Origin of the sequence: Helicobacter turcicus (genome assembly GCF_019711685.1) — a bacterium.
GTDB lineage: Bacteria > Campylobacterota > Campylobacteria > Campylobacterales > Helicobacteraceae > Helicobacter_D > Helicobacter_D turcicus.
In genome coordinates, this window is the sequence record NZ_JAIGYQ010000010.1 from 34,075 (window position 1) to 52,445 (window position 18,371).

Here is an 18,371-nt window from a genome sequence, read left to right on the forward strand (position 1 = left end):
ATGTTTATTCTCACATTTTTTATCGTTGTTGCCTTTGTGCTATATCTTAATTCTCAAAACTTCTTTGACGCTCAAGAATTATTAGAGAATGCGACTTATATTGTTGGAATCTCTGCTGCTTTATGCTTTGCCTTTTTGTTTGTGGGAGACTTTGAAAATGAAGTAAATCCTTATTTTTTAAGCCTCATTCCATTGTATGCTTTATGCATTTATCTAATCAAATCCAAAACCAAGCAAAAGCCTCTAAACATAGAGGCAAATCAGCAAAGATATTTTAATGAAGTTAAAGCAAGTGATATTGTGCGATTCTATTCTGTGCGAAAAGATATTAAGAATAATAGAGTAGAAGCCTTAGTTAATAAAGAAAGCAAAAAGCTAATCATCAATGGGCTTATTCGCCCTAGCTTTTTTATGGATTTAAAGCATTTAGAACTAACCAAAATAGAATCCACAAATGAGTTAGAGAAGTCTAAAATCTTTAGTGTAATCTTTAAAAAGATTCAAGGATTTATTAAAGATTTAGAAGCAAGGGTGGATTATGAGAAAGTCTTAAAAGAAAATGGTAATTATGCAGAGTTTTTCTTAATGGACTTATGGGAGAGATACACTTATAAATTCAATATCTCTCTAGCAAATTTAGAGGTTTTAGCCACAAATAAAAAAGAGATTGAGCTACTAGGAGCATTAGATTTATTAAATCTAAATTGTGTGAAAAGAAAAGGCGCAGTGCTGTATTATAAATACATAGAGTTTAAGGATAGGATTAAGGACTTTGTGCCTTTAGAAGTAAATGCAGAATCTCAAAGCATAGACTCTAAAGACAATAAAAGCCCTAAAGCCTCCAAAGATTCCAAAAGCAAAGGCATAGATATTATCCCAAAAGAAGAGGGATTTGATGAAAAATACGCACTAGAGAATGATAGTGATAGAACTGCTTATAAAGGAATGGAGGAAAAGAATGCATGAGATAGAATTTGAAATTATAAGATATATGCTTCTTAGCTTTTTTATAAGCTTTTGTTATTTCACTCTTTTTTCTTATTATTTTTCTTATAAAATTTTAGAATTTAAGCAAAATACTATTAGGAATCTAATGCGGCTAGATGAAGAAAAAGAGAGATTAGCGGATTTAAGGCGGTATCAAAACTACTGCATTTTAGGTGTTGTTGGGCTTATCTCTTGGCTTTTTGTTGATAAATTACAAGATGAGATTTTAAGTATTTGTGCCGCCATTTTATTGGTATTCTTTATCTTTTCTGCTTGGTTTTTAAGCATAAAGATAAGTGAGAAATACGAAATCATAGGCAAACTTGATAGAAACGAGAGTAAAGATAGGGATAAGAAATGCAAAAGATGACATTAGAAGAAAATATTTTTTTAGCCAAACGCAATCTTGTAGATACGATATGGAAACAGGCTAATTTAGAGGGAGTGAGTGTAACTTTCCCTGAAACTCAAATGATAATAGATGGCTTTAGTGTTGCAAATAGAAGCATTGAGGATTTAACTATCATTTTAAATCTAAAAAGGGCGTGGCAGTTTTTATTTGATAGTATAAATGATGAAATCAATTTAAGTCTTATACAAGACTTTAATAGGCTTATAGGCAGGGATTTGGTTCATAAATCAGGCTTTTTAAGAACTGCTGATGTAAGAATTGGAGGCACAGATTATAAGCCCAAATTACCCATTGAATACGAAGTAAAAGAAAGCATTGAAGTGATTTTACAAAAAGAGAACAAACAAGATGTAGCACTTGATTTAATGCTTTTTTTAATGCGAAGTCAGCTTTTCTTTGATGGTAATAAGCGAACAGCAATGCTAATTGCTAATAAAATTTTAATTGAAAATGGACTTGGAATCCTAGCAGTAGCCCAAAAAAATATGAATGATTTTTTTACTAAGCTTATTTATTTTTATGAGAGCAACGATGCAAGAGACATAAAATTATTTTGCAAAAAAGAGTGCATTGAAACTATAAATTTTCCAAAAGACTTAACGCAAGAAAAGAATCTCACGCAAGATTCCAAGATGGAAAGAAATGCAGAATCTAAAAGAGATTCCGCCCAAAGCGCAGATTCTTTAAAAAAGCTAAATCAAAAAAGGAAACTCAAATGACTTTAGCTAAAATATTGCATTTTTCAAAAGAGGAATGCAAAATGAAAATTGATAGGCTAAAAGAGGAAGTTGCGAATATTAGGAGAACGCAGAATATACTTATGGCTGCCTCAATAGGTGTTACAAGTTATTTATTTACAACTTTTCAAGCTGAACCTAAGGCTAATTTTATCCTTTATTTGTTTGGGCGTTTTAATATTTATGATGTATGTATGGGAAGTAAAAATGGATTTAAAGTTAAAAGAACTTGAAAACACACCAAAGGATAATTAATGCAAATGTTTAGCAATATGACTTGGTTTGAAATTTTTATGTATTTTTACATTTCTAATAAGTGAGAAATACGAAATCATAGGCAAACTTAATAGAAATGAGAGTAAAGATAGGGATAAGAAATGCAAAAGATAAACGCATTGCTAAAAGAGAATATTTTAAAAAATGACAACATAATATTTTACTAAAACAAAAAACTGCGATAAGGATAGAGCGTGAAGCTAAAATTGCTTGAAGTGTTAATGGTTTTGCTGTTTATTTGTAAGAAAATTAAGTTTGATTTTATACAATCTACATATAATTAATAAAATTGTTAATTATATGTAGAGGTAAAAATGACACAAGGAGAAATTTTAAGAATGTTAGATTTTTTTGATAGTTTAGGCATTTGGGCTTTTAGATTAAATAATATTAGAATGTATTTTAAAGACGAAAACGAAAAAAGTCTGCAAGTTGCCTTAAATCGCCATATTAAAAATGATATTATTCAAAAATGTTCTCGTGGTGTTTATATTAACAAAAGAGCTAAAAAGCCATTGTTTTGTTTAGAGTCTTTAGCTGGAATCTTAAGGGATAATGCGACTTTTTATTTAAGTCTGGAATCGCTTTTGAGTGAATTGGGGCTTATTTCGCAATTTCCTAATCGCCTTACTTTCATATCTCAAGGCAGAAGCGGAGTGTTTAATACGCCTTATGGAATTATAGAGTTTGTGCATTCTGCAATAGATGCTAAAGAATTTTTAAGAGATTGCTTTTTTGATGAAAAGAGAAAGATTTATATAGCTTCGCAAAATAGGGCTATAAAAGATATTTATAAACATAATAGAAGTATTGATTTATACGAAGAACAGCTAAAAAAGGATAAAAATGGATTTGCTTGAAATTGCCGCAAAATATGCAAATAACAATGCTTTACAATTTACCATAGCAAAAGAGATATTGCATTATGATATTTTAGAGACACTTTATGAAAATGAAATCGGAAAATTTCTAGTATTTCAAGGTGGCACTGCCCTAAGACTTTTTTACAACAACAACAGATATAGCGAAGATTTAGATTTTGTGATAGATTGCGGATTTGAATTTAAATTATCCGATATGACATTTTTTAAAGAAAGATTCCAAAAAAGAATAGCTTTAAAATATGGATTAGAAATAGAATTTGATGAGCCAAAAGATGATGATAATATCGTAAAAAGATATAGTGTCAAAATCTTGCTTCCTATGCCAAATAGACAAAAAACAAAGATAAATTTAGAAATAGCTCAAATTCCAAGTTATGATAATGATTTAAAAATAATTAACAATCAATATTCTAGCGAATTTAGCGTTAATACCCTCGTTAGAGTTGAAAGCAAAGAGGAAATTTTTGCCGATAAAATGATTGCTTTAGCTTGTAGAAAGTATTTAAAATTTAGAGATTTTTGGGATATAAAATTTTTAAACGATTCTAACACCCCTTTAAATATGGAGCTTATAAAGGCTAAAATTAAGGACTATAAAATAGAAAATTTTAGTCAAATGCTTGAAAATAAAATGAATCTTTTACGAGAGAATAATTTAGCAAATGATTTTGAAAATGAAATGAATAGATTTTTAGACCCCAAATTTTTTAACTTAACAAAGGATAATAATTTTTTAAATGATATACTTAAAGCAGTATTATATAACAGCACAAAAGTCTTAGAAAACAAAGAAAACTTAGAATCGCAAAAGTATTATTCAACTAAACCCAAAAGAAAGCATAAATGAAACAAGCTGATAATAAAATGATTGATTTTACACATTGCGCGATAGAACCAACTAAATTTTATGATGGGTTAAATGGCAATAAATTAGCAATTTATTACGAAAATGAGCTTTATATGCTGAAATTCCCTAAAGAATCTCATAAAGAGGATAGCTATGCAAGTAGCACAATTAATGAATATATCGCTTCAAACATTTTCAAGATTCTAGGATTTAATACACAAGATACACTATTAGGAATATACAAAGAGGATGTAGTTGTTGCGTGTAAAGATTTTGAGGGCTTTGATAAAAGGCTTATTAATTTTGGGAAAGTTAAAAATTCTCCGCTTAATCATAGCACAAAAGGCTTTTTAGATACCGATTTTAATGATACACTAAAAATAATAAACGCTCAAAATATCATAGATTCTAATGTATTAAAAAATTTCTATTTAGAAATGTTTATCGCAGATACTTTCATAGCAAATTTTGATAGGCACAATGGTAATTGGGGACTCTTAGCAGACAACAATAGAAATATTAGCATTGCACCAATTTATGATTGTGGCTCTAGTTTATATCCTAAACTTAGTGATGATGAGATTGTGCATTATATGGAGCATAATGGTAGCTTTAATGATTTAATGCTAAATCAAACAACTTCAGCCATTACCCTTAATGGTAAAAAAATTAATCCTCAAATGTTTTTGAAAAACAATAAAGATTCGGATATGTTTAAGGCTTTGCAAAAAGTTCATAACAATATTGATATGACAAAAATCTTTGCTTTAATAGATGAAATAGAAATCATTAGCATTCTAAGGAAAAAATTTTATAAAAATGTATTGCAAGAGAGAAGCAGAATTTTAAAGAGAGTTGCGAATATTAGACGCACTCAAAACAAGGAACATTGATGCAAGAAATTTATATTTTTAAACAAGGAATGCTTTATGGAAAATTGCAAAACAACGATTGTTACATATTAGAAAATAACGACTTTATTCCAAGCAAAGCCATTTTTTATGAGATTATTGATGTATTGCCCGAGGGCATTGATTTAAAAATTATGCTTAAAGCCTTTAATTGCAAGACTCCAATTCAGCTGTTACCATATTTAAGAAACTGCATAGGCGATTTTTCTTTTTCAAGCAATATTGATGATAATAATTTTCAAAAATTCATAAATTCCAATATAAATTTAGAGCAGAAATTTCCAAATATTTTAAACGCTTTTTTAAACATTAACCAACAAAATTTAAACCCAGAAAGTTTAATTTATAAACCAAATCAACGCCTATCCTTAAGTGGTTACCAACATAAACTTCAAGTTAGTATTATTGATAATGTGATTGAGGAAAATTATGCTGATTTTATTTTAAAACCTGCAAATGATGATTTTTACAATTTGGCTATTAATGAGCATCTGAATGTAAATTTTATGAGCGAATTTGGTTTTGAAGTGCCACTAAATGCCATTGTGTATGATGAAATTTTAGGACAATATCATTATCTTATTAAACGATTTGATAGAGACGAAATGTTTTTGCCTCAAATTTCGCTTAATGCCTTAATGCATAGCAAGGACAAGTATGAGGGGAGTATAGAAAAAATTTGTTCGTTTTTAAAAGACAAATTAAGCAATGCGCAAAAAAAGCTATTTTTGCAATACATTTATGCCAATGCTCTACTTTTTAATAATGATTTACACAAAAAAAATATAAGTTTTGTGTTTGATAATGGCGAACTAAAGCTTAGTCCAGCTTATGATGTAATCAATATTTACGTTCTAAAAAAGCTTGATAAAACCCAATGCGTTTTACATATTAATGGGAAATTAAATCGCATTCAAATAGGTGATTTCAGGCAATCAAGTCAGATTCTAGGGTTTGATTTTAATGCGCTAAAAGATTCATTGAACGAAACTTTGGAAACTTATTTAAATGTTTATCCAAAATATATTGAAAAACTAAGTGAGATTCCACATTTGTGTGGGCTTAAAAAACTTCAAAATACTTTTTTGCAAAGCTATGACAAAAATTTAAAATTAGCTAGAAAACAAAACATTCAGCCTAAAATTCAAAACTTTACTAGCAATTCTTTAGAGGATAGAATGCAAATCTTAGAATCCAATCAACAAAGCATTCAAAATATGCAGAGTTCAAAAGACTTAACGCAAGAAAAGAATCTCACGCAAGATTCTAAAATAGAGAAAAATGCAGAATCTAAAAGAGATTCCGCCCAAAGCGCAGATTCTTTAAAAAAGCTAAATCAAAAAAGGAAGCACAAATGAAACAAATCTTACTTCTTAGCCTTTTAGCCCTTATGCTATTAAATAAATCTTTTGCTTGTGGAGGTTGTAGGGATTCTTACTTAGGAAGCAATTTAGCAAATACTAGCAAGGATTCTTATAATAATGGTGAATCTGAAATCTTTAAAGCAATACAATCCCTAAATGCAATCTTAGAAACACAAATCATAAAAGTTGAGCAAACCGCACTAAAAGAAAAAGAGATTCTGTTGCATTTACAAAAATATACGAATCTAAAAGAACAAAGCCTAAATTTCTATTTAAAATCACACATAGAACTTCAAGGCATTATAAATAGCATTAAGGCTATAAGAGAATAGGACAGAATCACAAAAGGAAAAGAATGAAATATCTACTTAAAAACAAAGATAAAGTGGTTTTAGAGTTTGAAGTAATATTAAAGAGATTTTCTGTTGGCGATAACTACAAAGAAGCAAAAGTTATTAATGCTATTCAAATACAAAGAGAAGATAATATCCCATTGCAAATTAATAAAGAAAATCTAAATAGCTCCCTAACCTCTTGGATAATGAATCGCAAAGCACCAAATAATAGAACATTTATTGAGAAAATATTATCCACTCTCAATAAAAACAAAATAGAAGATTTTATGGATTATATTGACATCTCTTTAGGGCTATCACTTAATGATTCTTTTTGGATAATTCCAAGCGATAAAGACTATAAATGGAAAGATTTTAATCTCTATGAGAATGAATTTAGCGAAGCATTAGAATTGGTCGCTTTTTCTGGTTTATCTCATAAAGTTAGTGGTCTTACTAGCTCTCCTGAATACACAACTAATGGTATGTTAAAGAAATGTTGGCATAGAGAGGATAATAAAATTTATCTCTACAAGGGAAATGGAGACGGATTTTTAAGAGGCGGCAAAGAGGCATATAGTGAATATTATATGGCGCAAATTGCAGAAATAATGGAGTTTGATTTCGTCCCTTATGATTTAAAACTTTTTCATAATGAACTTGCAAGTGTCTGCCCTATTTTCACAAGTGAGAATGAGGGCTATATGCCCATTGTCGTCTTTATTTCATCGGATAATAGAGATAAAAGAGGGTTAGAACTTATAGAAAATATTATAAAAATTTATCCAGAACATAAATTTTTTGACCTTATGCTTTTTGACGCACTTATTTGCAATAAAGACAGACATTTAGGCAATTTTGGAATGATTGTAGATAATGATACAGGCAAGATTCTGCGCCCTGCACCGATATTTGATAATGGAATGGGAATCATAAATATTCCAAGCTTCAAAGAATTATCGCAAATTGAAGAGATAATATCTGAACGAAAATCTTTTTTTGGTTTTAGCTTTAAAGAACAGCTCCAACTTTTCGCTCAACAAAGACATATCCCAAACCTCCAAAAACTCTCTAGTTTTAACTTTAAAAGACACGAAAAATATAACTTAAGCGAGGAATGGTTAGCTCCAATAGAATCTCATATACAACAAAGAGCCAAAATGGCTTTAAGATTTATAGAGGAAAAGCAAGAACAATTAATCCAAGATTCCACTAAATCAAAAGAATCACAAAATCAAGATTCCATAAATTTAAACATAAAAAAGCATAAAAAGCACAGATAATCACACAAAGGATTCCCAATGCAAACCATACAAGCAGATGTCAAGCATTTTAAACCCAAACAAGAGTGTTTGAGTGAATATCTAAGTAAAGAGGAGATTCCAAAGCAATTTCTGCTTTTAATTTGTTATGTTGGAATCCTTTTTTCACTTCTTGCCTCCTTTATTGTAAATGAGATAAATATTAGCCTCTATCTTTATGTAAGCGCAATACTAGCCTTTAGCGTCTCTCTTGCACTCTATCTCTATGAAGAACAAAAAGATACCAAAGAAGCAGTAATTCCAAATGAGAGAGATAAAGACTATCTTCTATGCTTAGGCACTGAAGTTAAGAAATTCTATGGCGATGCGGTAAAAAGTGCAAAAGCATTAAATAATAAAATCCGCCCTCTTTTAATCAATGCAGAAACAATGAAAAGACATTTTCTTTGTATGGCAACCATTGGGGCTGGTAAATCGGTATTAATGAAAGGATTAATAGAGCAATACACGCTTTTAGGTGGTGGAATGCTAATAGTAGATGGCAAGGGAACAGATGAATTTGCTAAAGAAATCTATGGGCTTGTAGCAAGTTTAGGTAGAGAAGATGACTTTGTCTATCTAAACTTCTTAGATATGGATAATACCCACACAATTAATCCCTTGCTTAGTGGTGGAGCTTTGAGTATTTATGAGATTTTAATTGCTCTTTTAATTGGTGAAGAGAATGAATGGAGAGAAAAACAAAAAGAGTTTATGAAATGTGTCTTAAAGCTAATGGTGTATAAGAGAGATAATGAAAAAGATTTTATCTTTGATTTCTCTTCTTTAACAAATATGATGAGTTTAACCACACTGCTAAAAGAGGCAATTGCTTATAAGCATTTAGCAAGAAGCAATGTAGGCATTATGGATTTTATAAAGTATGTAAGCTCTACGATTGAAGTGGATATACAAGAATTTTTAAATGGTAATAAAGAGGATAAAAAATGGGTTGAGGAGATGTTTAAAAAAACAAGCGGGGAGGGACAAGGAATCTATGATGTCTCTGTCTGTGTTGGGGCTTGGAGGAATGTATTAACTAATCTAGCAAGTGATTATGGTAGAATCTTTAATGCGCCTAATCCTGATATTAGTTTATGGGAAGCAACACAAAGAAATAAGATTATCTTTATTACTTTGCCTACAATGGATTCTGATACTACACCTAAAGAATTGGGGAGACTCATTTTAGGACTAATTAAAGGAGTAGCCGCTCAAAAGGCAAAGTTCGCAAAAGAACCTAAGATTCCTTTTACTTGCTTCTTAGATGAATTAGGAAGTTATGTCATAGAGGGATTTGGTAGATTAGAATCCAAAAGTAGAAGTCTTGGTATTTCTATTTTTCCATTTTTTCAAAGTCCAGCCCAAATTGATGTCGTAGCTAAAAATGATTATGAAAGAAAAGAGATTATAGATGTAACAGGAGTGCATATCTTAATGAAAAATATGCATCCTGAGACCACTGAATTTTATGCAAAAATGGTTGAAAAGATAAAGGTAATGCATAGAGACTTCGTAAAAAGAAGAGAGTTTGTTAAAGGAGCTGGAGCAGTAGAGGATACTTACAAGGTAGAGGAAAAAGATGCCATAGAACATAATGAAGTGGTTAATATGAATAATGGAGAAATGATAATCTTTGCTAATGGTAAATTACACAGAGCAATCGCTCAAGCAGAATCCTCATTGCTAGAAATGGGCAAGAAAACAACCTATCAAGGTATGAGCGATGAAAGGATTCCTTTAACGCAATATGTGAGCAAGAGGGAGTTTTTTAGGAAAGCTCGTGAATCTTTAATGAATATGGGATAGCAAATAGTTAGCAAAAGTTTAAAAAAAGTTACAATTAAAATTATTGTAACTTTAAATTTTGTAAATTTTTAGCTTAAATTTACCAAAAAATAGAGACAATTTTAACATTAAACATTTGGTAATGTAGCGATTGTGAGGGATACTATGGCATTGAAGGATATTGAAGCAATAAAAAAAGAAGCGGATAATGCGTTTGAAGGTGTTTAGCGGAAATAATAGGACAAATGATGGTTCAACCGACAATCATTGCACCGAAGAAACATTGAAATATTTTGCTGGACTTTATGATGAAAAGGAAGATTCTCTTAAAAGAAAAGCGGAAGTTTTTAATAAATTAGAAGCATTAAATATTGATAATATTGAGGCAAATATAATAAAGATTGTTAATGAATAAGACTAAAAATTGCATTAAAGCAATTAAAAATAGTTAAGGAGCGGCTATGACACCAAATAAAGCTAAGGAAATATTTGACAAAGTTGTCCAAGAAAAAGAAAGCATTAATTTAGTTTCTATTGGCGAAGAAAAGAATGTTGCATTGCATAATGGAACTAATGAAAATGTTTCAAGCTTCCTTAAAAAGTATCATGACAATAAAGAATCTTGCCTAAAAGAAATCAAAGACAAGAAAGATAAAGCAGAGCAACTTTTAAAGGATATTTCTCGTGCATAATATTCAAAGAAAAATATCTGAAGCCTCGTTTAATTTTGATGAAATGTCTGATTTAATTAATATTTTAAATGATTTTTTGAGTCTTTATGAGCTTGAAATGGGCGAAGTGGCTGAAGAGTTCGTCTTAGAAAAAGTTATTAGTCAATATTATGACCACACAATGGAGTATGGTGTTTTAGTAAGCGGAGTGTGTCCTTATAAAATTTTAGCTTGGTCGGGCTATATTTTATGTCAAAAATTATGGGAAAACAATAAAGATTATGCAGTGAAAATTTTAAGTGCTTCCATTTTAGCTATGGAATTTTTCCTTGAAAAAGAGGGTGTTAAGGTTAATCAAGAAATTCAAATCAAAACAATTAAAATGATTAAGTCTGAACTAAATGGTAAAGCTCAACTAGGAATCGGAATGAATGGTTTTTATATGATATTTAGGGCATTATCTTTAGCTAATCAGGCTTAATGAATTTGTTTAATACCCCAAAACAATCGCTCAAGCAGAATCCTCACTCTTAAATTTAGGCAAGAAAACAACCTATCAAGGTATGAGTGATGAGAAGATTCCCCTAACTCAATATGTGAGCAAGAGGGAGTATGGATATGTTAAAAATCTTGCTTGATGCAAAAAGCAAAAATAATAGCTAAAGTTTCTTTTTTAAAATCTGCTTGAGATTTTTCGCTTTTACTCAATTGATGAAGTTTGCTTAATGTATCTAAATTAAAACATTTAAGACGATTTTTAATCTCTTCTTGATTGATTACTTGTTTAAAAACAAAATCTTGTAAATTAAGCTTTCTGATTTCTTCAGCAAAGCATTTATATATAAAATTGCTTAAATGTGGATATTTATCAGCAAAATATCTAACAATCCTCATATTAATATTTTCATTCAAATAAGGCTTCATATTTTTTTGCTTCTTTTTCAATTTGCATATTTTTATATTTTTCTTGTTCTAGTTTTGTTCCATCTAACTTAGAATCAATGGTTTTAAATATATCTTCAAAAGAGTAAGAATTAAAGTTAAAATTAGCTCCAAATGGTGTCATATTATAAATTTTTAAAGAGTGTATATAATGAATCATCTTATTATATGACTTTTCTAGGCTTTTTTTGTCAAATTTTGTTAATTCATATTTTCTTAAAATTTCATTTATTTCTTGTTTAACATTTTGTGGAGCTTCAATGATATTTGGATTGTCTAACATTTGAGCTATTTCTACGCTAAATGGACCATATTTATAGCTTTGAAAATTAACACCTATTGATAATTGTTGGTGTCTTTTATAAAATTCAAGCTCCATAAGAAAGATTATTTTTTGATAAAGTCTAGCCCATAATTTATTATTGCTTTTATGTCTTAGATAGCTAATTGTCTGAGATAGTTTGATTTCAGAAGCATTATCCATAATTGCCATTATCTAAACCTTTCTATATTTCATAATGTATGATTGTATTTTGTGTTGCGTTTGACTTTCTGTTTCAGCCCTAGCCCTTCAGCCCCTTGCTATTTTGGTTGTAATATACCCTATTTTTCTTTTGCAATCTTTTAATAAATAAATATTTATATAATTTGTTGCAAATTTGAAAAAATAATTACATCGCGAATCGCTCAAGCAGAATCCTCATTGCTAGAAATGGGCAAGAAAACAACCTATCAAGGTATGAGTGATGAAAAGATTCCCCTAACACAATATGTGAGCAAGAGGGAGTTTAAAGGCTTTATAATAAGTAGCACTTTAAATTAGTGAGAATATTTATATTTTTTCACATACTGAAGCAGTGCGAAACATCATATAAAAGCCATTCATTCCTAAACCAAATTGCGAGTCTTGCGTATCTTTGGTTTTAGTTCCTTTGATTTCTGATAGCACCATTTCTAAAGCTTTTTTGTGAAAACTTTCCTCTATTTTGACATTCTCGGCTTTAAGGATTTTAAGCATAGCAACGATAGCAGATGAAATAGATTGAATCGCGAAAGCTTGAGATTCTGCATCATTGGAGGAATTTAGCATTTGATTAATTGTTTGATTTTTTATTAAAACAATAAATTGTCTTTATTTTTTCTAAAACCCCTCTATTGATATTTTGTTCTTTTAATATAACCGCTAAAATATTATCATCGTGTTTAAAATCAAATTCTACTTGTATAAGATTCCAAAATGTCTCACAAATTTTATTATTAGATAAAGCTTTGGATAATTTATTTGAAAAATAGTTTGCCAAAAGACAAGAGCATAAGCACACTCGCTCACATTTGCTTATTGGGCATTGATATGCTTTTTCTATGCTTACCCTTAAAGCTTCTTCTAATGCGTCTAGCTCGTGCTTTTGTAGAATTTTTATCATATGAATTCTTTTGCTAAATTCTCAATATATTCCCTAGCTACTATCTTGTTCTTTTCGCATTCTTTTTTGTATTGTAGAATCTCATCTGTTGTAATCTCGCCTCTTCCATTATATTTGCTATCCCTCTTATCACTCCATATTTTATATGAATGAGTCAAATCCCTAAGATACCAAGTGTCCTTTTCGCCATATTTGGACCAAATAAAATCAACAACCTTCTGTGCTTCTTTTGGCAAAGATTCTATTTTTGGAACAATAGTTATTATATGGTTTGAATGTTTAGCATATTCATTCCAAACTTCTCTTACAACAGGTCCATGTTGCCAAGCTTCTATTTTATCACTAAAAAGTGGCTTTTCATATCTAAATAAATATTCTTCTTGCGCAAAAAAAAGAAGCTTTTGCAATTTTACCTTATGTAGCCCCTCACCATTTTCTACTGCTCCTATTGGCACTTTATTCAAAAAAGCATTAGCTATGTCTCGCGCTTTCATTAATTGCACCTCCCTCTGCTTTATTCATCTATTCCTTGCATTAAACTCTATAAAATACAAAAATTTAAATTATACAAATATACTCTATTTTTCTTTTGCAATCTTTTAATAAATAAATATTTATATAATTTGTTGCAAATTTGAAAAAATAATTACATCGCGAATCGCTCAAGCAGAATCCTCATTGCTAGAAATGGGCAAGAAAACAACCTATCAAGGTATGAGTGATGAAAAGATTCCCCTAACACAATATGTGAGCAAGAGGGAGTTTTTTAGGAAAGCTCGTGAATCTTTAATGAATATGGGATAGCAAATTTATGGCAAAACCTCTTAATTTGAAAATATTTCTGTATTTAATGCTTTATGAAAGTTTTGAAAAATTTATTGATATAAACAAATTATTTGATTATATAAGATAAAATACCATTGAAATTTAGAAGAAAGAGTAGCTATGTTAAAGAAGTTTGGAATATCAGGATTGTATTCGTTTGGCAATACTTTGCAAGAGATAAATTTCACCGCTAAACCCAAAAGTAAATTAAAAAACACAAAGTATGAATTTAATTTTGATTTAAGCCAAAATAGCAAACCGATGAAATCAGCTATATTTTTCGGTCAAAATGCCACAGGAAAAACAAATTTATTTTTAGGTATAAAAAATTTGCTTAATATTATTAAATATGGCTTTAATTATACAAAAAGGTATGATATTCCAAATAGTGCATTTAATAAAAATTCAAAAGAAATAACATTAGAGCTGGAATTGTCAGATAATCATAATGCGTCATTTAAATATAGTATTGTTTTTGACAAAGAAAGCATTAAAAAAGAAAATTTTACAAAAAACAATAAAACAATTTTTAGCTTTGATGATGGCAAGGCTTCTTTTAGTGTCAAAAAATCCGAATCCGAGATGTTGTCTAATTTCTTCTCTAGAAAGTTAAGCGATAATATTTTATATACTATTAAAGATCTAGAACTTAATGAAGTTGAAGATTTCATAGCTTTAATCAATAATATTTTAATTTATATGAGTAGCACTTACTCTAAATCTTATGTGCTTGATTTTCAAGAATTTAAAAAAGATTATTTTTTAAAAAATAAAAGCAAGGCATTAAATATTTTTAAAATCATAGATGATTCCATTAATGATTTTGATTTTGAAAGCATTGAAACAGATGAGGATAAAGAAGAAAAAAATTATAAAATCGTATTTGTCCGAAAAAATCAAAAATATAACTATCAAGAAGAGTCAGATGGGTTGAAAAAAATCATTCAACTTATGGATTGTCTTCTTGAAATTATGAAAAGTGGTAAAATTATTATTGTCGATGAGCTAGATTCTTCCATTAGCACAAAGGCTCTGATTAAAATTTTTAATGAGCTAGTTAATAGTGATGAGAATAAAAATGGGCAATTAATCGTTTCTTCTCACAATGTTTTGCTTTTTGATGTGAGTTTTTTAAATTCTCAACAAATATTTTTAATTCAAAAAAATGAAAATTTAGAAACTATCATTAAGAATTATTATGAATATGACATTAGAAGTGAGAAAAAAAGAGCCTATATTGACTATTTGAAAGGCTATTATGATGAATAAGCCTAATAATATTTCTTTAGAAGTATGGTGTGAGGGAGAAAGCGAAAAGCATTACTTTGATGGATTGATTGAGGAATTAAAATCAGAAACAAATAAAAAAATAAAAATTAAAATAAAATCTTTACCTAAAAAATCATATAAAAATATTAGTATTTCTCTTGAAAAAGAAGTTTATATTGATAAAGTAATGATAATTATTGATTTGGATAGAGCAAACAATAATAATGAAGAATTGCGGAATCTAAAAAAGCTTATCGCAATAATTAAAAAAGATGTTAAAAATAAATTTTTATTCTTAACATATTACGATTTTGAAGATTGGTTAAGATTTCATTTTAATGATAACACAAAAAATAGCAAAGATAATTTGTATAGAAAATTTAACAAACAAAGCTCTAGTGAATTTAAGAGTGATGCTAGAAATATTTACGAAAAAATCAAATCAAAGGGTGGCGATATATGCAATGCGGAAGATTATTTTAAAATGCAAGATTTATTTTGCGATGAAGCATTTGTAATTAATGAAGACAATAAAAATAAAATCCAAAGCAATTTATATAATTTTAGAAATATTATAAAATCAATATTTGCTAAATCATCGCTCAAGCAGAATCCTCATTGCTAGAAATGGGTAAAAAGACGACCTATCAAGGTATGAGCGATGAAAGGATTCCTTTAACGCAATATTATACAATTATCAAGAATCAGAAATATTATATTGCTTTGACAATGTAGCCTTTCTTAGTTTTAACTGCGCCTCTTTTAGCTCAATTTGAGCTATTTCATAGACTATATCTGCGTTTGTTAGCGGTTCATCATTTTTTACTTCACATTCTATTATATCATCGTTATGTAGGTCTTCATCTTCTTGTTTTTGCACTAGCACATCTAATCTTTGCTCTCTTTTTTCGTTATCATTGCTATATTGGATATTATCAATTTTATATTTTTCGGTATTATCTAGCAAATCTTGCCCCTCATTATAAGTCGTCTCAATAGAGGCTGTTTTAGTAATGCTATTATTATCAAAATCAAAATCTGTAACGATAGTTTGACGAAGTTTTTTAATGTCTCTAAAGCTTCCTTTACCAATTATGTTTGGATTGACATAATAGGAATTACCAACAAAAGATTGGAATTTTTGTTTCAATTCCATAGTATCAATCTTTAAAAGAATATTTTTGCTAATTAAACCACTAATTGCCCTTGATATAACAGAGGGTGATTTATTATCAAATGCAATGCTAAGATTTTTTTTAAATGTTGAATCAATCACTAATGAATTTTGATAATCCATTTTGCGCAAAATAAAAAATAAAGTCTTAAATTCAAAGCCATCTAATTTTTTGCCCAAATATTCTATGTTCTCTACAAATAACTTAACAAATTCATCTTTTGTCTTAACTTGCACAGAATATTGCTCACTGCTTAGGACTTCGCCTGTGAGATGATTTATGTATTGCTTTTCTTTTGCGATTAATGTTTTTCTAGTATCGTTTTGTAAATTTAGCTCTTTAATTCCTGTAATGTCTTGATTTCTTAGCATTTTTAGTTGATTGTCATTCATAAAAATCCTTTTTGTGAAATTTTCGCAAAATTATAGCAAAATTTATTACTAATATAAAATTTTTTTGTGAAATTTTCGCAAAATTATAATTATAATATAAAAATAAACTTAATCTATGTAAATTTACACACTTTAAGCCCCATTTAACACAAGGATTTTTGAAAAATCCTAGACTTTCCTTGCAAATTTAAATTAAATGCAAGGAGAAAAAATGTCAATTGGCGTTTCTACAACAGAATTAATGCAAACAGAATTAGGAAAGGCTTTCGTAGAAGCTAGGCAAAAAGCAGAATCTGCAAAACAACATTATAAAACAAATGAGATTGGTGAGCAAGAAGTTGTTGCGTGGAATCCCTACAAGTTAGTAGAAAAGAATAAATACGCAAAGGTCATTGCAGAATCCTTTGATAAGATGATTCAAGAGACAATTCCACAAGATGTAGTGCTTTCTACAAGATTCCAAAATTGGATTACAAAGACAAAAAATGAATTAATGACAAATTCTGTCATTAACAAAGACAATTATTTTAAAAGACAAATGGACTTTAATACAGGAGAAGTCTTTGAAAATAGAAGCAATGCAATCTTAGAAAAACAAATGGAGCATTTAGAGAAGCAATTAAGCGTCCTACAAAAATCTTTCAAAAAGCATATGGCAGAAAATCCTGAAATCGCTTTTGCTTCTAAAGAACAGCTTGAAAAATGGCAGAACTACTATGCCTCTCAAGCCCAAAAGGTAAATCAAATCCTAGAAAATGGCGATTATTCTTATTATGACAAAAAAGATAAAGAGGGCAATGTAATCCACGCTGGAACACAAGAAGATGCGAAAAAACACCAAGAACATCTAAGCAATTTAACAAGCAAGATTGATAATGCCATAGCAGAACAAGAAACAAGAGTTAATCAAGAATCCCCTAAAGCTCCAGAGCCTGATTATGTAGGTGATGCGCTAGAGAATCAACAGAGGCAAATCCATAAAAAGCAATAATCTAAAGCATTCTTAATGCTAATTAATTTCAAAATTAAGCAGCATTAAGGCAGTTTTTACTGCCTTGCAAAGCTAAAAAATATAGAAACTAGAGAAAATTAAGCAATGCAGAATACAAAATAGATATTTCGCCAAAGGCTCACGCATTGCATAAGCAATTCGCCCTTACTAGCAAATATGGCAATGACATTTAATTCTAAAACACAACCAAAAAGGATAACAAATGCAAACAATACAAGATTTAAAGCTAGAAAACAAAGAACTACAAGAAACAATTAAAAAACTAAGAAATGATAATTTTTATTTAAAAAATATCCAAAACTTCTTTATGGAAACTTCAAATATGAAATATGGAGGTGTAGCAGACATAGCCACTGCCTTTGAAAGAATCCACGAATACAAATTAGAAGTAGATTGTGCTGCTGGAGAATATTTAGCCTCTTTAGCAAATGAATTTGAGGATTCCTCACAAATAGATTTAGTAGCCCTAGTGGAATCCAAAATGGCAGAAGAGGTTAGCGATGAAATAAACGCGCTTTTAGAGGAAGCAGAAATCTATAAGGAAATAGACTTTGAAGTTGATGGAAACTTTCTTGATACAAGTAGTTATTTAAGTAAGGAATCCCAAGAGATTCTAAGAGAAGCACTGCAAAAGGATAACACACTTTTAGATTCTATAAGCCTAGAGGCAAAGAATTTCTTAGAGAAAGCGCAATTTAATTTAGAGCAAGAAAAAGAGAAAGCATTAAAGCAAAGCGATTCCGCCACTTATCATTCTGAATGCAGTGAAGAATCTCAATCCCAAACACACACAAGAAAGAATCGCAGATAAAGCAATAA

At 29.5% G+C, this 18,371-nt stretch carries 25 protein-coding genes; 19 read left to right on the forward strand and 6 right to left on the reverse strand.

Annotated elements, in window-relative coordinates:
- The 14 genes from K4G57_RS07230 to K4G57_RS07295 all read left to right on the forward strand — a co-directional run bounded on the left by K4G57_RS07230 (nucleotide 1) and on the right by K4G57_RS07295 (nucleotide 10,994).
- On the forward strand, nucleotides 1–966 hold the full coding sequence (locus K4G57_RS07230; protein ID WP_221532512.1) for a hypothetical protein: 966 nt from the start codon (nucleotides 1–3) through the stop codon (nucleotides 964–966).
- Nucleotides 967–1,093: 127 nt separating this feature from the next.
- Complete coding sequence (locus K4G57_RS07235) at nucleotides 1,094–1,357, forward strand: hypothetical protein (RefSeq protein WP_221532511.1); 264 nt, start codon at nucleotides 1,094–1,096, stop codon at nucleotides 1,355–1,357.
- The gene (locus K4G57_RS07240) at nucleotides 1,345–2,118 is read left to right on the forward strand and encodes a Fic family protein (protein ID WP_221532510.1); all 774 of its coding nucleotides are present in this window, start codon (nucleotides 1,345–1,347) and stop codon (nucleotides 2,116–2,118) included. Before K4G57_RS07235 ends, K4G57_RS07240 begins: the two co-directional genes overlap by 13 nt.
- Nucleotides 2,115–2,369, forward strand: a complete 255-nt coding sequence (locus tag K4G57_RS07245; RefSeq protein ID WP_221532509.1) for a hypothetical protein — start codon at nucleotides 2,115–2,117, stop codon at nucleotides 2,367–2,369. The genes K4G57_RS07240 and K4G57_RS07245 overlap by 4 nt, the downstream gene beginning before the upstream one ends.
- A gap of 357 nt (nucleotides 2,370–2,726) precedes the next feature.
- A complete protein-coding gene (abiEi, locus tag K4G57_RS07250; RefSeq protein WP_429913087.1) occupies nucleotides 2,727–3,272 on the forward strand; it encodes a type IV toxin-antitoxin system AbiEi family antitoxin in 546 nt (181 codons plus the stop codon).
- Nucleotides 3,259–4,143: a nucleotidyl transferase AbiEii/AbiGii toxin family protein gene (locus K4G57_RS07255; RefSeq protein WP_221532507.1), complete on the forward strand. Its 885-nt coding sequence runs from the start codon at nucleotides 3,259–3,261 to the stop codon at nucleotides 4,141–4,143. The genes abiEi and K4G57_RS07255 overlap by 14 nt, the downstream gene beginning before the upstream one ends.
- Nucleotides 4,140–5,036, forward strand: a complete 897-nt coding sequence (locus tag K4G57_RS07260) for a HipA domain-containing protein (protein WP_221532506.1) — start codon at nucleotides 4,140–4,142, stop codon at nucleotides 5,034–5,036. Before K4G57_RS07255 ends, K4G57_RS07260 begins: the two co-directional genes overlap by 4 nt.
- A complete protein-coding gene (locus tag K4G57_RS07265; RefSeq protein ID WP_221532505.1) occupies nucleotides 5,036–6,412 on the forward strand; it encodes a type II toxin-antitoxin system HipA family toxin in 1,377 nt (458 codons plus the stop codon). The genes K4G57_RS07260 and K4G57_RS07265 overlap by 1 nt, the downstream gene beginning before the upstream one ends.
- A complete protein-coding gene (locus tag K4G57_RS07270) occupies nucleotides 6,409–6,750 on the forward strand; it encodes a hypothetical protein (RefSeq protein WP_221532504.1) in 342 nt (113 codons plus the stop codon). Before K4G57_RS07265 ends, K4G57_RS07270 begins: the two co-directional genes overlap by 4 nt.
- Before the next feature lie 23 nt (nucleotides 6,751–6,773).
- Nucleotides 6,774–8,036 (forward strand): HipA domain-containing protein, encoded by a 1,263-nt coding sequence (locus tag K4G57_RS07275; protein WP_221532503.1) that lies wholly within the window; start codon nucleotides 6,774–6,776, stop codon nucleotides 8,034–8,036.
- 18 nt (nucleotides 8,037–8,054) lie between these two features.
- Nucleotides 8,055–9,863, forward strand: a complete 1,809-nt coding sequence (locus K4G57_RS07280) for a type IV secretory system conjugative DNA transfer family protein (protein WP_221532502.1) — start codon at nucleotides 8,055–8,057, stop codon at nucleotides 9,861–9,863.
- Between the two features lie 187 nt (nucleotides 9,864–10,050).
- Complete coding sequence (locus K4G57_RS07285; RefSeq protein WP_221532501.1) at nucleotides 10,051–10,257, forward strand: hypothetical protein; 207 nt, start codon at nucleotides 10,051–10,053, stop codon at nucleotides 10,255–10,257.
- Between the two features lie 46 nt (nucleotides 10,258–10,303).
- The gene (locus K4G57_RS07290; RefSeq protein ID WP_221532500.1) at nucleotides 10,304–10,534 is read left to right on the forward strand and encodes a hypothetical protein; all 231 of its coding nucleotides are present in this window, start codon (nucleotides 10,304–10,306) and stop codon (nucleotides 10,532–10,534) included.
- Nucleotides 10,527–10,994, forward strand: coding sequence for a hypothetical protein (locus K4G57_RS07295; protein ID WP_221532499.1), 468 nt, complete (start codon nucleotides 10,527–10,529; stop codon nucleotides 10,992–10,994). The genes K4G57_RS07290 and K4G57_RS07295 overlap by 8 nt, the downstream gene beginning before the upstream one ends.
- 140 nt (nucleotides 10,995–11,134) lie before the next feature.
- On the opposite strand, the gene K4G57_RS07300 is transcribed toward K4G57_RS07295, so the two are convergent.
- The 5 genes from K4G57_RS07300 to K4G57_RS07320 form a co-directional block, all read right to left on the reverse strand.
- Entirely contained in the window at nucleotides 11,135–11,425 is a 291-nt protein-coding gene (locus tag K4G57_RS07300) for a hypothetical protein (protein WP_221532498.1), read from the reverse strand.
- A complete protein-coding gene (locus K4G57_RS07305) occupies nucleotides 11,418–11,948 on the reverse strand; it encodes a Panacea domain-containing protein (protein WP_221532497.1) in 531 nt (176 codons plus the stop codon). Before K4G57_RS07305 ends, K4G57_RS07300 begins: the two co-directional genes overlap by 8 nt.
- Nucleotides 11,949–12,287: 339 nt before the next feature.
- Complete coding sequence (locus K4G57_RS07310) at nucleotides 12,288–12,545, reverse strand: hypothetical protein (RefSeq protein WP_221532496.1); 258 nt, start codon at nucleotides 12,543–12,545, stop codon at nucleotides 12,288–12,290.
- Between the two features lie 4 nt (nucleotides 12,546–12,549).
- Nucleotides 12,550–12,879, reverse strand: coding sequence for a hypothetical protein (locus tag K4G57_RS07315; RefSeq protein WP_221532495.1), 330 nt, complete (start codon nucleotides 12,877–12,879; stop codon nucleotides 12,550–12,552).
- Nucleotides 12,876–13,373 (reverse strand): Panacea domain-containing protein, encoded by a 498-nt coding sequence (locus K4G57_RS07320; RefSeq protein ID WP_221532494.1) that lies wholly within the window; start codon nucleotides 13,371–13,373, stop codon nucleotides 12,876–12,878. Before K4G57_RS07320 ends, K4G57_RS07315 begins: the two co-directional genes overlap by 4 nt.
- 184 nt (nucleotides 13,374–13,557) lie before the next feature.
- On the opposite strand from K4G57_RS07320, the gene K4G57_RS09265 reads away from it, so the two are divergent.
- From K4G57_RS09265 to K4G57_RS07330, 3 genes are all read left to right on the forward strand, one after another.
- The gene (locus K4G57_RS09265; protein ID WP_283249683.1) at nucleotides 13,558–13,683 is read left to right on the forward strand and encodes a hypothetical protein; all 126 of its coding nucleotides are present in this window, start codon (nucleotides 13,558–13,560) and stop codon (nucleotides 13,681–13,683) included.
- Between the two features lie 141 nt (nucleotides 13,684–13,824).
- Nucleotides 13,825–14,973 carry an AAA family ATPase gene (locus K4G57_RS07325; protein ID WP_221532493.1) on the forward strand — a complete coding sequence of 383 codons (1,149 nt, stop codon included), beginning with the start codon at nucleotides 13,825–13,827 and terminating at the stop codon, nucleotides 14,971–14,973.
- Nucleotides 14,966–15,598, forward strand: coding sequence for an RloB domain-containing protein (locus tag K4G57_RS07330; protein WP_221532492.1), 633 nt, complete (start codon nucleotides 14,966–14,968; stop codon nucleotides 15,596–15,598). The genes K4G57_RS07325 and K4G57_RS07330 overlap by 8 nt, the downstream gene beginning before the upstream one ends.
- Before the next feature lie 72 nt (nucleotides 15,599–15,670).
- Here K4G57_RS07330 and K4G57_RS07335 read toward each other — a convergent pair whose 3' ends face one another.
- A complete protein-coding gene (locus tag K4G57_RS07335) occupies nucleotides 15,671–16,540 on the reverse strand; it encodes a hypothetical protein (RefSeq protein ID WP_221532491.1) in 870 nt (289 codons plus the stop codon).
- 211 nt (nucleotides 16,541–16,751) lie between these two features.
- Between K4G57_RS07335 and K4G57_RS07340 the strand changes: the two genes are divergently transcribed.
- Together K4G57_RS07340 and K4G57_RS07345 are read left to right on the forward strand one after the other, a co-directional pair.
- A complete protein-coding gene (locus K4G57_RS07340) occupies nucleotides 16,752–17,531 on the forward strand; it encodes a hypothetical protein (RefSeq protein ID WP_221532490.1) in 780 nt (259 codons plus the stop codon).
- A 223-nt stretch (nucleotides 17,532–17,754) separates the two neighbouring features.
- Nucleotides 17,755–18,363, forward strand: a complete 609-nt coding sequence (locus tag K4G57_RS07345) for a hypothetical protein (RefSeq protein WP_221532489.1) — start codon at nucleotides 17,755–17,757, stop codon at nucleotides 18,361–18,363.
- The last annotated feature ends 8 nt before the right edge of the window (nucleotides 18,364–18,371 follow it).

Excerpts from the sequence above, each read along its gene's own strand:
- K4G57_RS07340 (WP_221532490.1), top strand. The coding sequence starts at position 16,752 with ATGTCAATTGGCGTTTCTACAACAGAATTAATGCAAACAGAATTAGGA.
- K4G57_RS07315 (WP_221532495.1), bottom strand. The coding sequence starts at position 12,879 with ATGATAAAAATTCTACAAAAGCACGAGCTAGACGCATTAGAAGAAGCT.
- K4G57_RS07275 (WP_221532503.1), top strand. The coding sequence starts at position 6,774 with ATGAAATATCTACTTAAAAACAAAGATAAAGTGGTTTTAGAGTTTGAA.
- K4G57_RS07235 (WP_221532511.1), top strand. The coding sequence starts at position 1,094 with ATGCGGCTAGATGAAGAAAAAGAGAGATTAGCGGATTTAAGGCGGTAT.
- K4G57_RS07345 (WP_221532489.1), top strand. The coding sequence starts at position 17,755 with ATGCAAACAATACAAGATTTAAAGCTAGAAAACAAAGAACTACAAGAA.
- K4G57_RS07320 (WP_221532494.1), bottom strand. The coding sequence starts at position 13,373 with ATGAAAGCGCGAGACATAGCTAATGCTTTTTTGAATAAAGTGCCAATA.
- K4G57_RS07260 (WP_221532506.1), top strand. The coding sequence starts at position 4,140 with ATGAAACAAGCTGATAATAAAATGATTGATTTTACACATTGCGCGATA.
- K4G57_RS07310 (WP_221532496.1), bottom strand. The coding sequence starts at position 12,545 with ATGCTAAATTCCTCCAATGATGCAGAATCTCAAGCTTTCGCGATTCAA.
- K4G57_RS07325 (WP_221532493.1), top strand. The coding sequence starts at position 13,825 with ATGTTAAAGAAGTTTGGAATATCAGGATTGTATTCGTTTGGCAATACT.
- K4G57_RS07330 (WP_221532492.1), top strand. The coding sequence starts at position 14,966 with ATGAATAAGCCTAATAATATTTCTTTAGAAGTATGGTGTGAGGGAGAA.
- K4G57_RS07245 (WP_221532509.1), top strand. The coding sequence starts at position 2,115 with ATGACTTTAGCTAAAATATTGCATTTTTCAAAAGAGGAATGCAAAATG.
- K4G57_RS07265 (WP_221532505.1), top strand. The coding sequence starts at position 5,036 with ATGCAAGAAATTTATATTTTTAAACAAGGAATGCTTTATGGAAAATTG.
- K4G57_RS07255 (WP_221532507.1), top strand. The coding sequence starts at position 3,259 with ATGGATTTGCTTGAAATTGCCGCAAAATATGCAAATAACAATGCTTTA.
- K4G57_RS07230 (WP_221532512.1), top strand. The coding sequence starts at position 1 with ATGTTTATTCTCACATTTTTTATCGTTGTTGCCTTTGTGCTATATCTT.
- K4G57_RS07335 (WP_221532491.1), bottom strand. The coding sequence starts at position 16,540 with ATGAATGACAATCAACTAAAAATGCTAAGAAATCAAGACATTACAGGA.
- K4G57_RS07280 (WP_221532502.1), top strand. The coding sequence starts at position 8,055 with ATGCAAACCATACAAGCAGATGTCAAGCATTTTAAACCCAAACAAGAG.
- K4G57_RS07270 (WP_221532504.1), top strand. The coding sequence starts at position 6,409 with ATGAAACAAATCTTACTTCTTAGCCTTTTAGCCCTTATGCTATTAAAT.
- K4G57_RS07290 (WP_221532500.1), top strand. The coding sequence starts at position 10,304 with ATGACACCAAATAAAGCTAAGGAAATATTTGACAAAGTTGTCCAAGAA.
- abiEi (WP_429913087.1), top strand. The coding sequence starts at position 2,727 with ATGACACAAGGAGAAATTTTAAGAATGTTAGATTTTTTTGATAGTTTA.
- K4G57_RS07285 (WP_221532501.1), top strand. The coding sequence starts at position 10,051 with ATGCGTTTGAAGGTGTTTAGCGGAAATAATAGGACAAATGATGGTTCA.
- K4G57_RS07240 (WP_221532510.1), top strand. The coding sequence starts at position 1,345 with ATGCAAAAGATGACATTAGAAGAAAATATTTTTTTAGCCAAACGCAAT.
- K4G57_RS07305 (WP_221532497.1), bottom strand. The coding sequence starts at position 11,948 with ATGGCAATTATGGATAATGCTTCTGAAATCAAACTATCTCAGACAATT.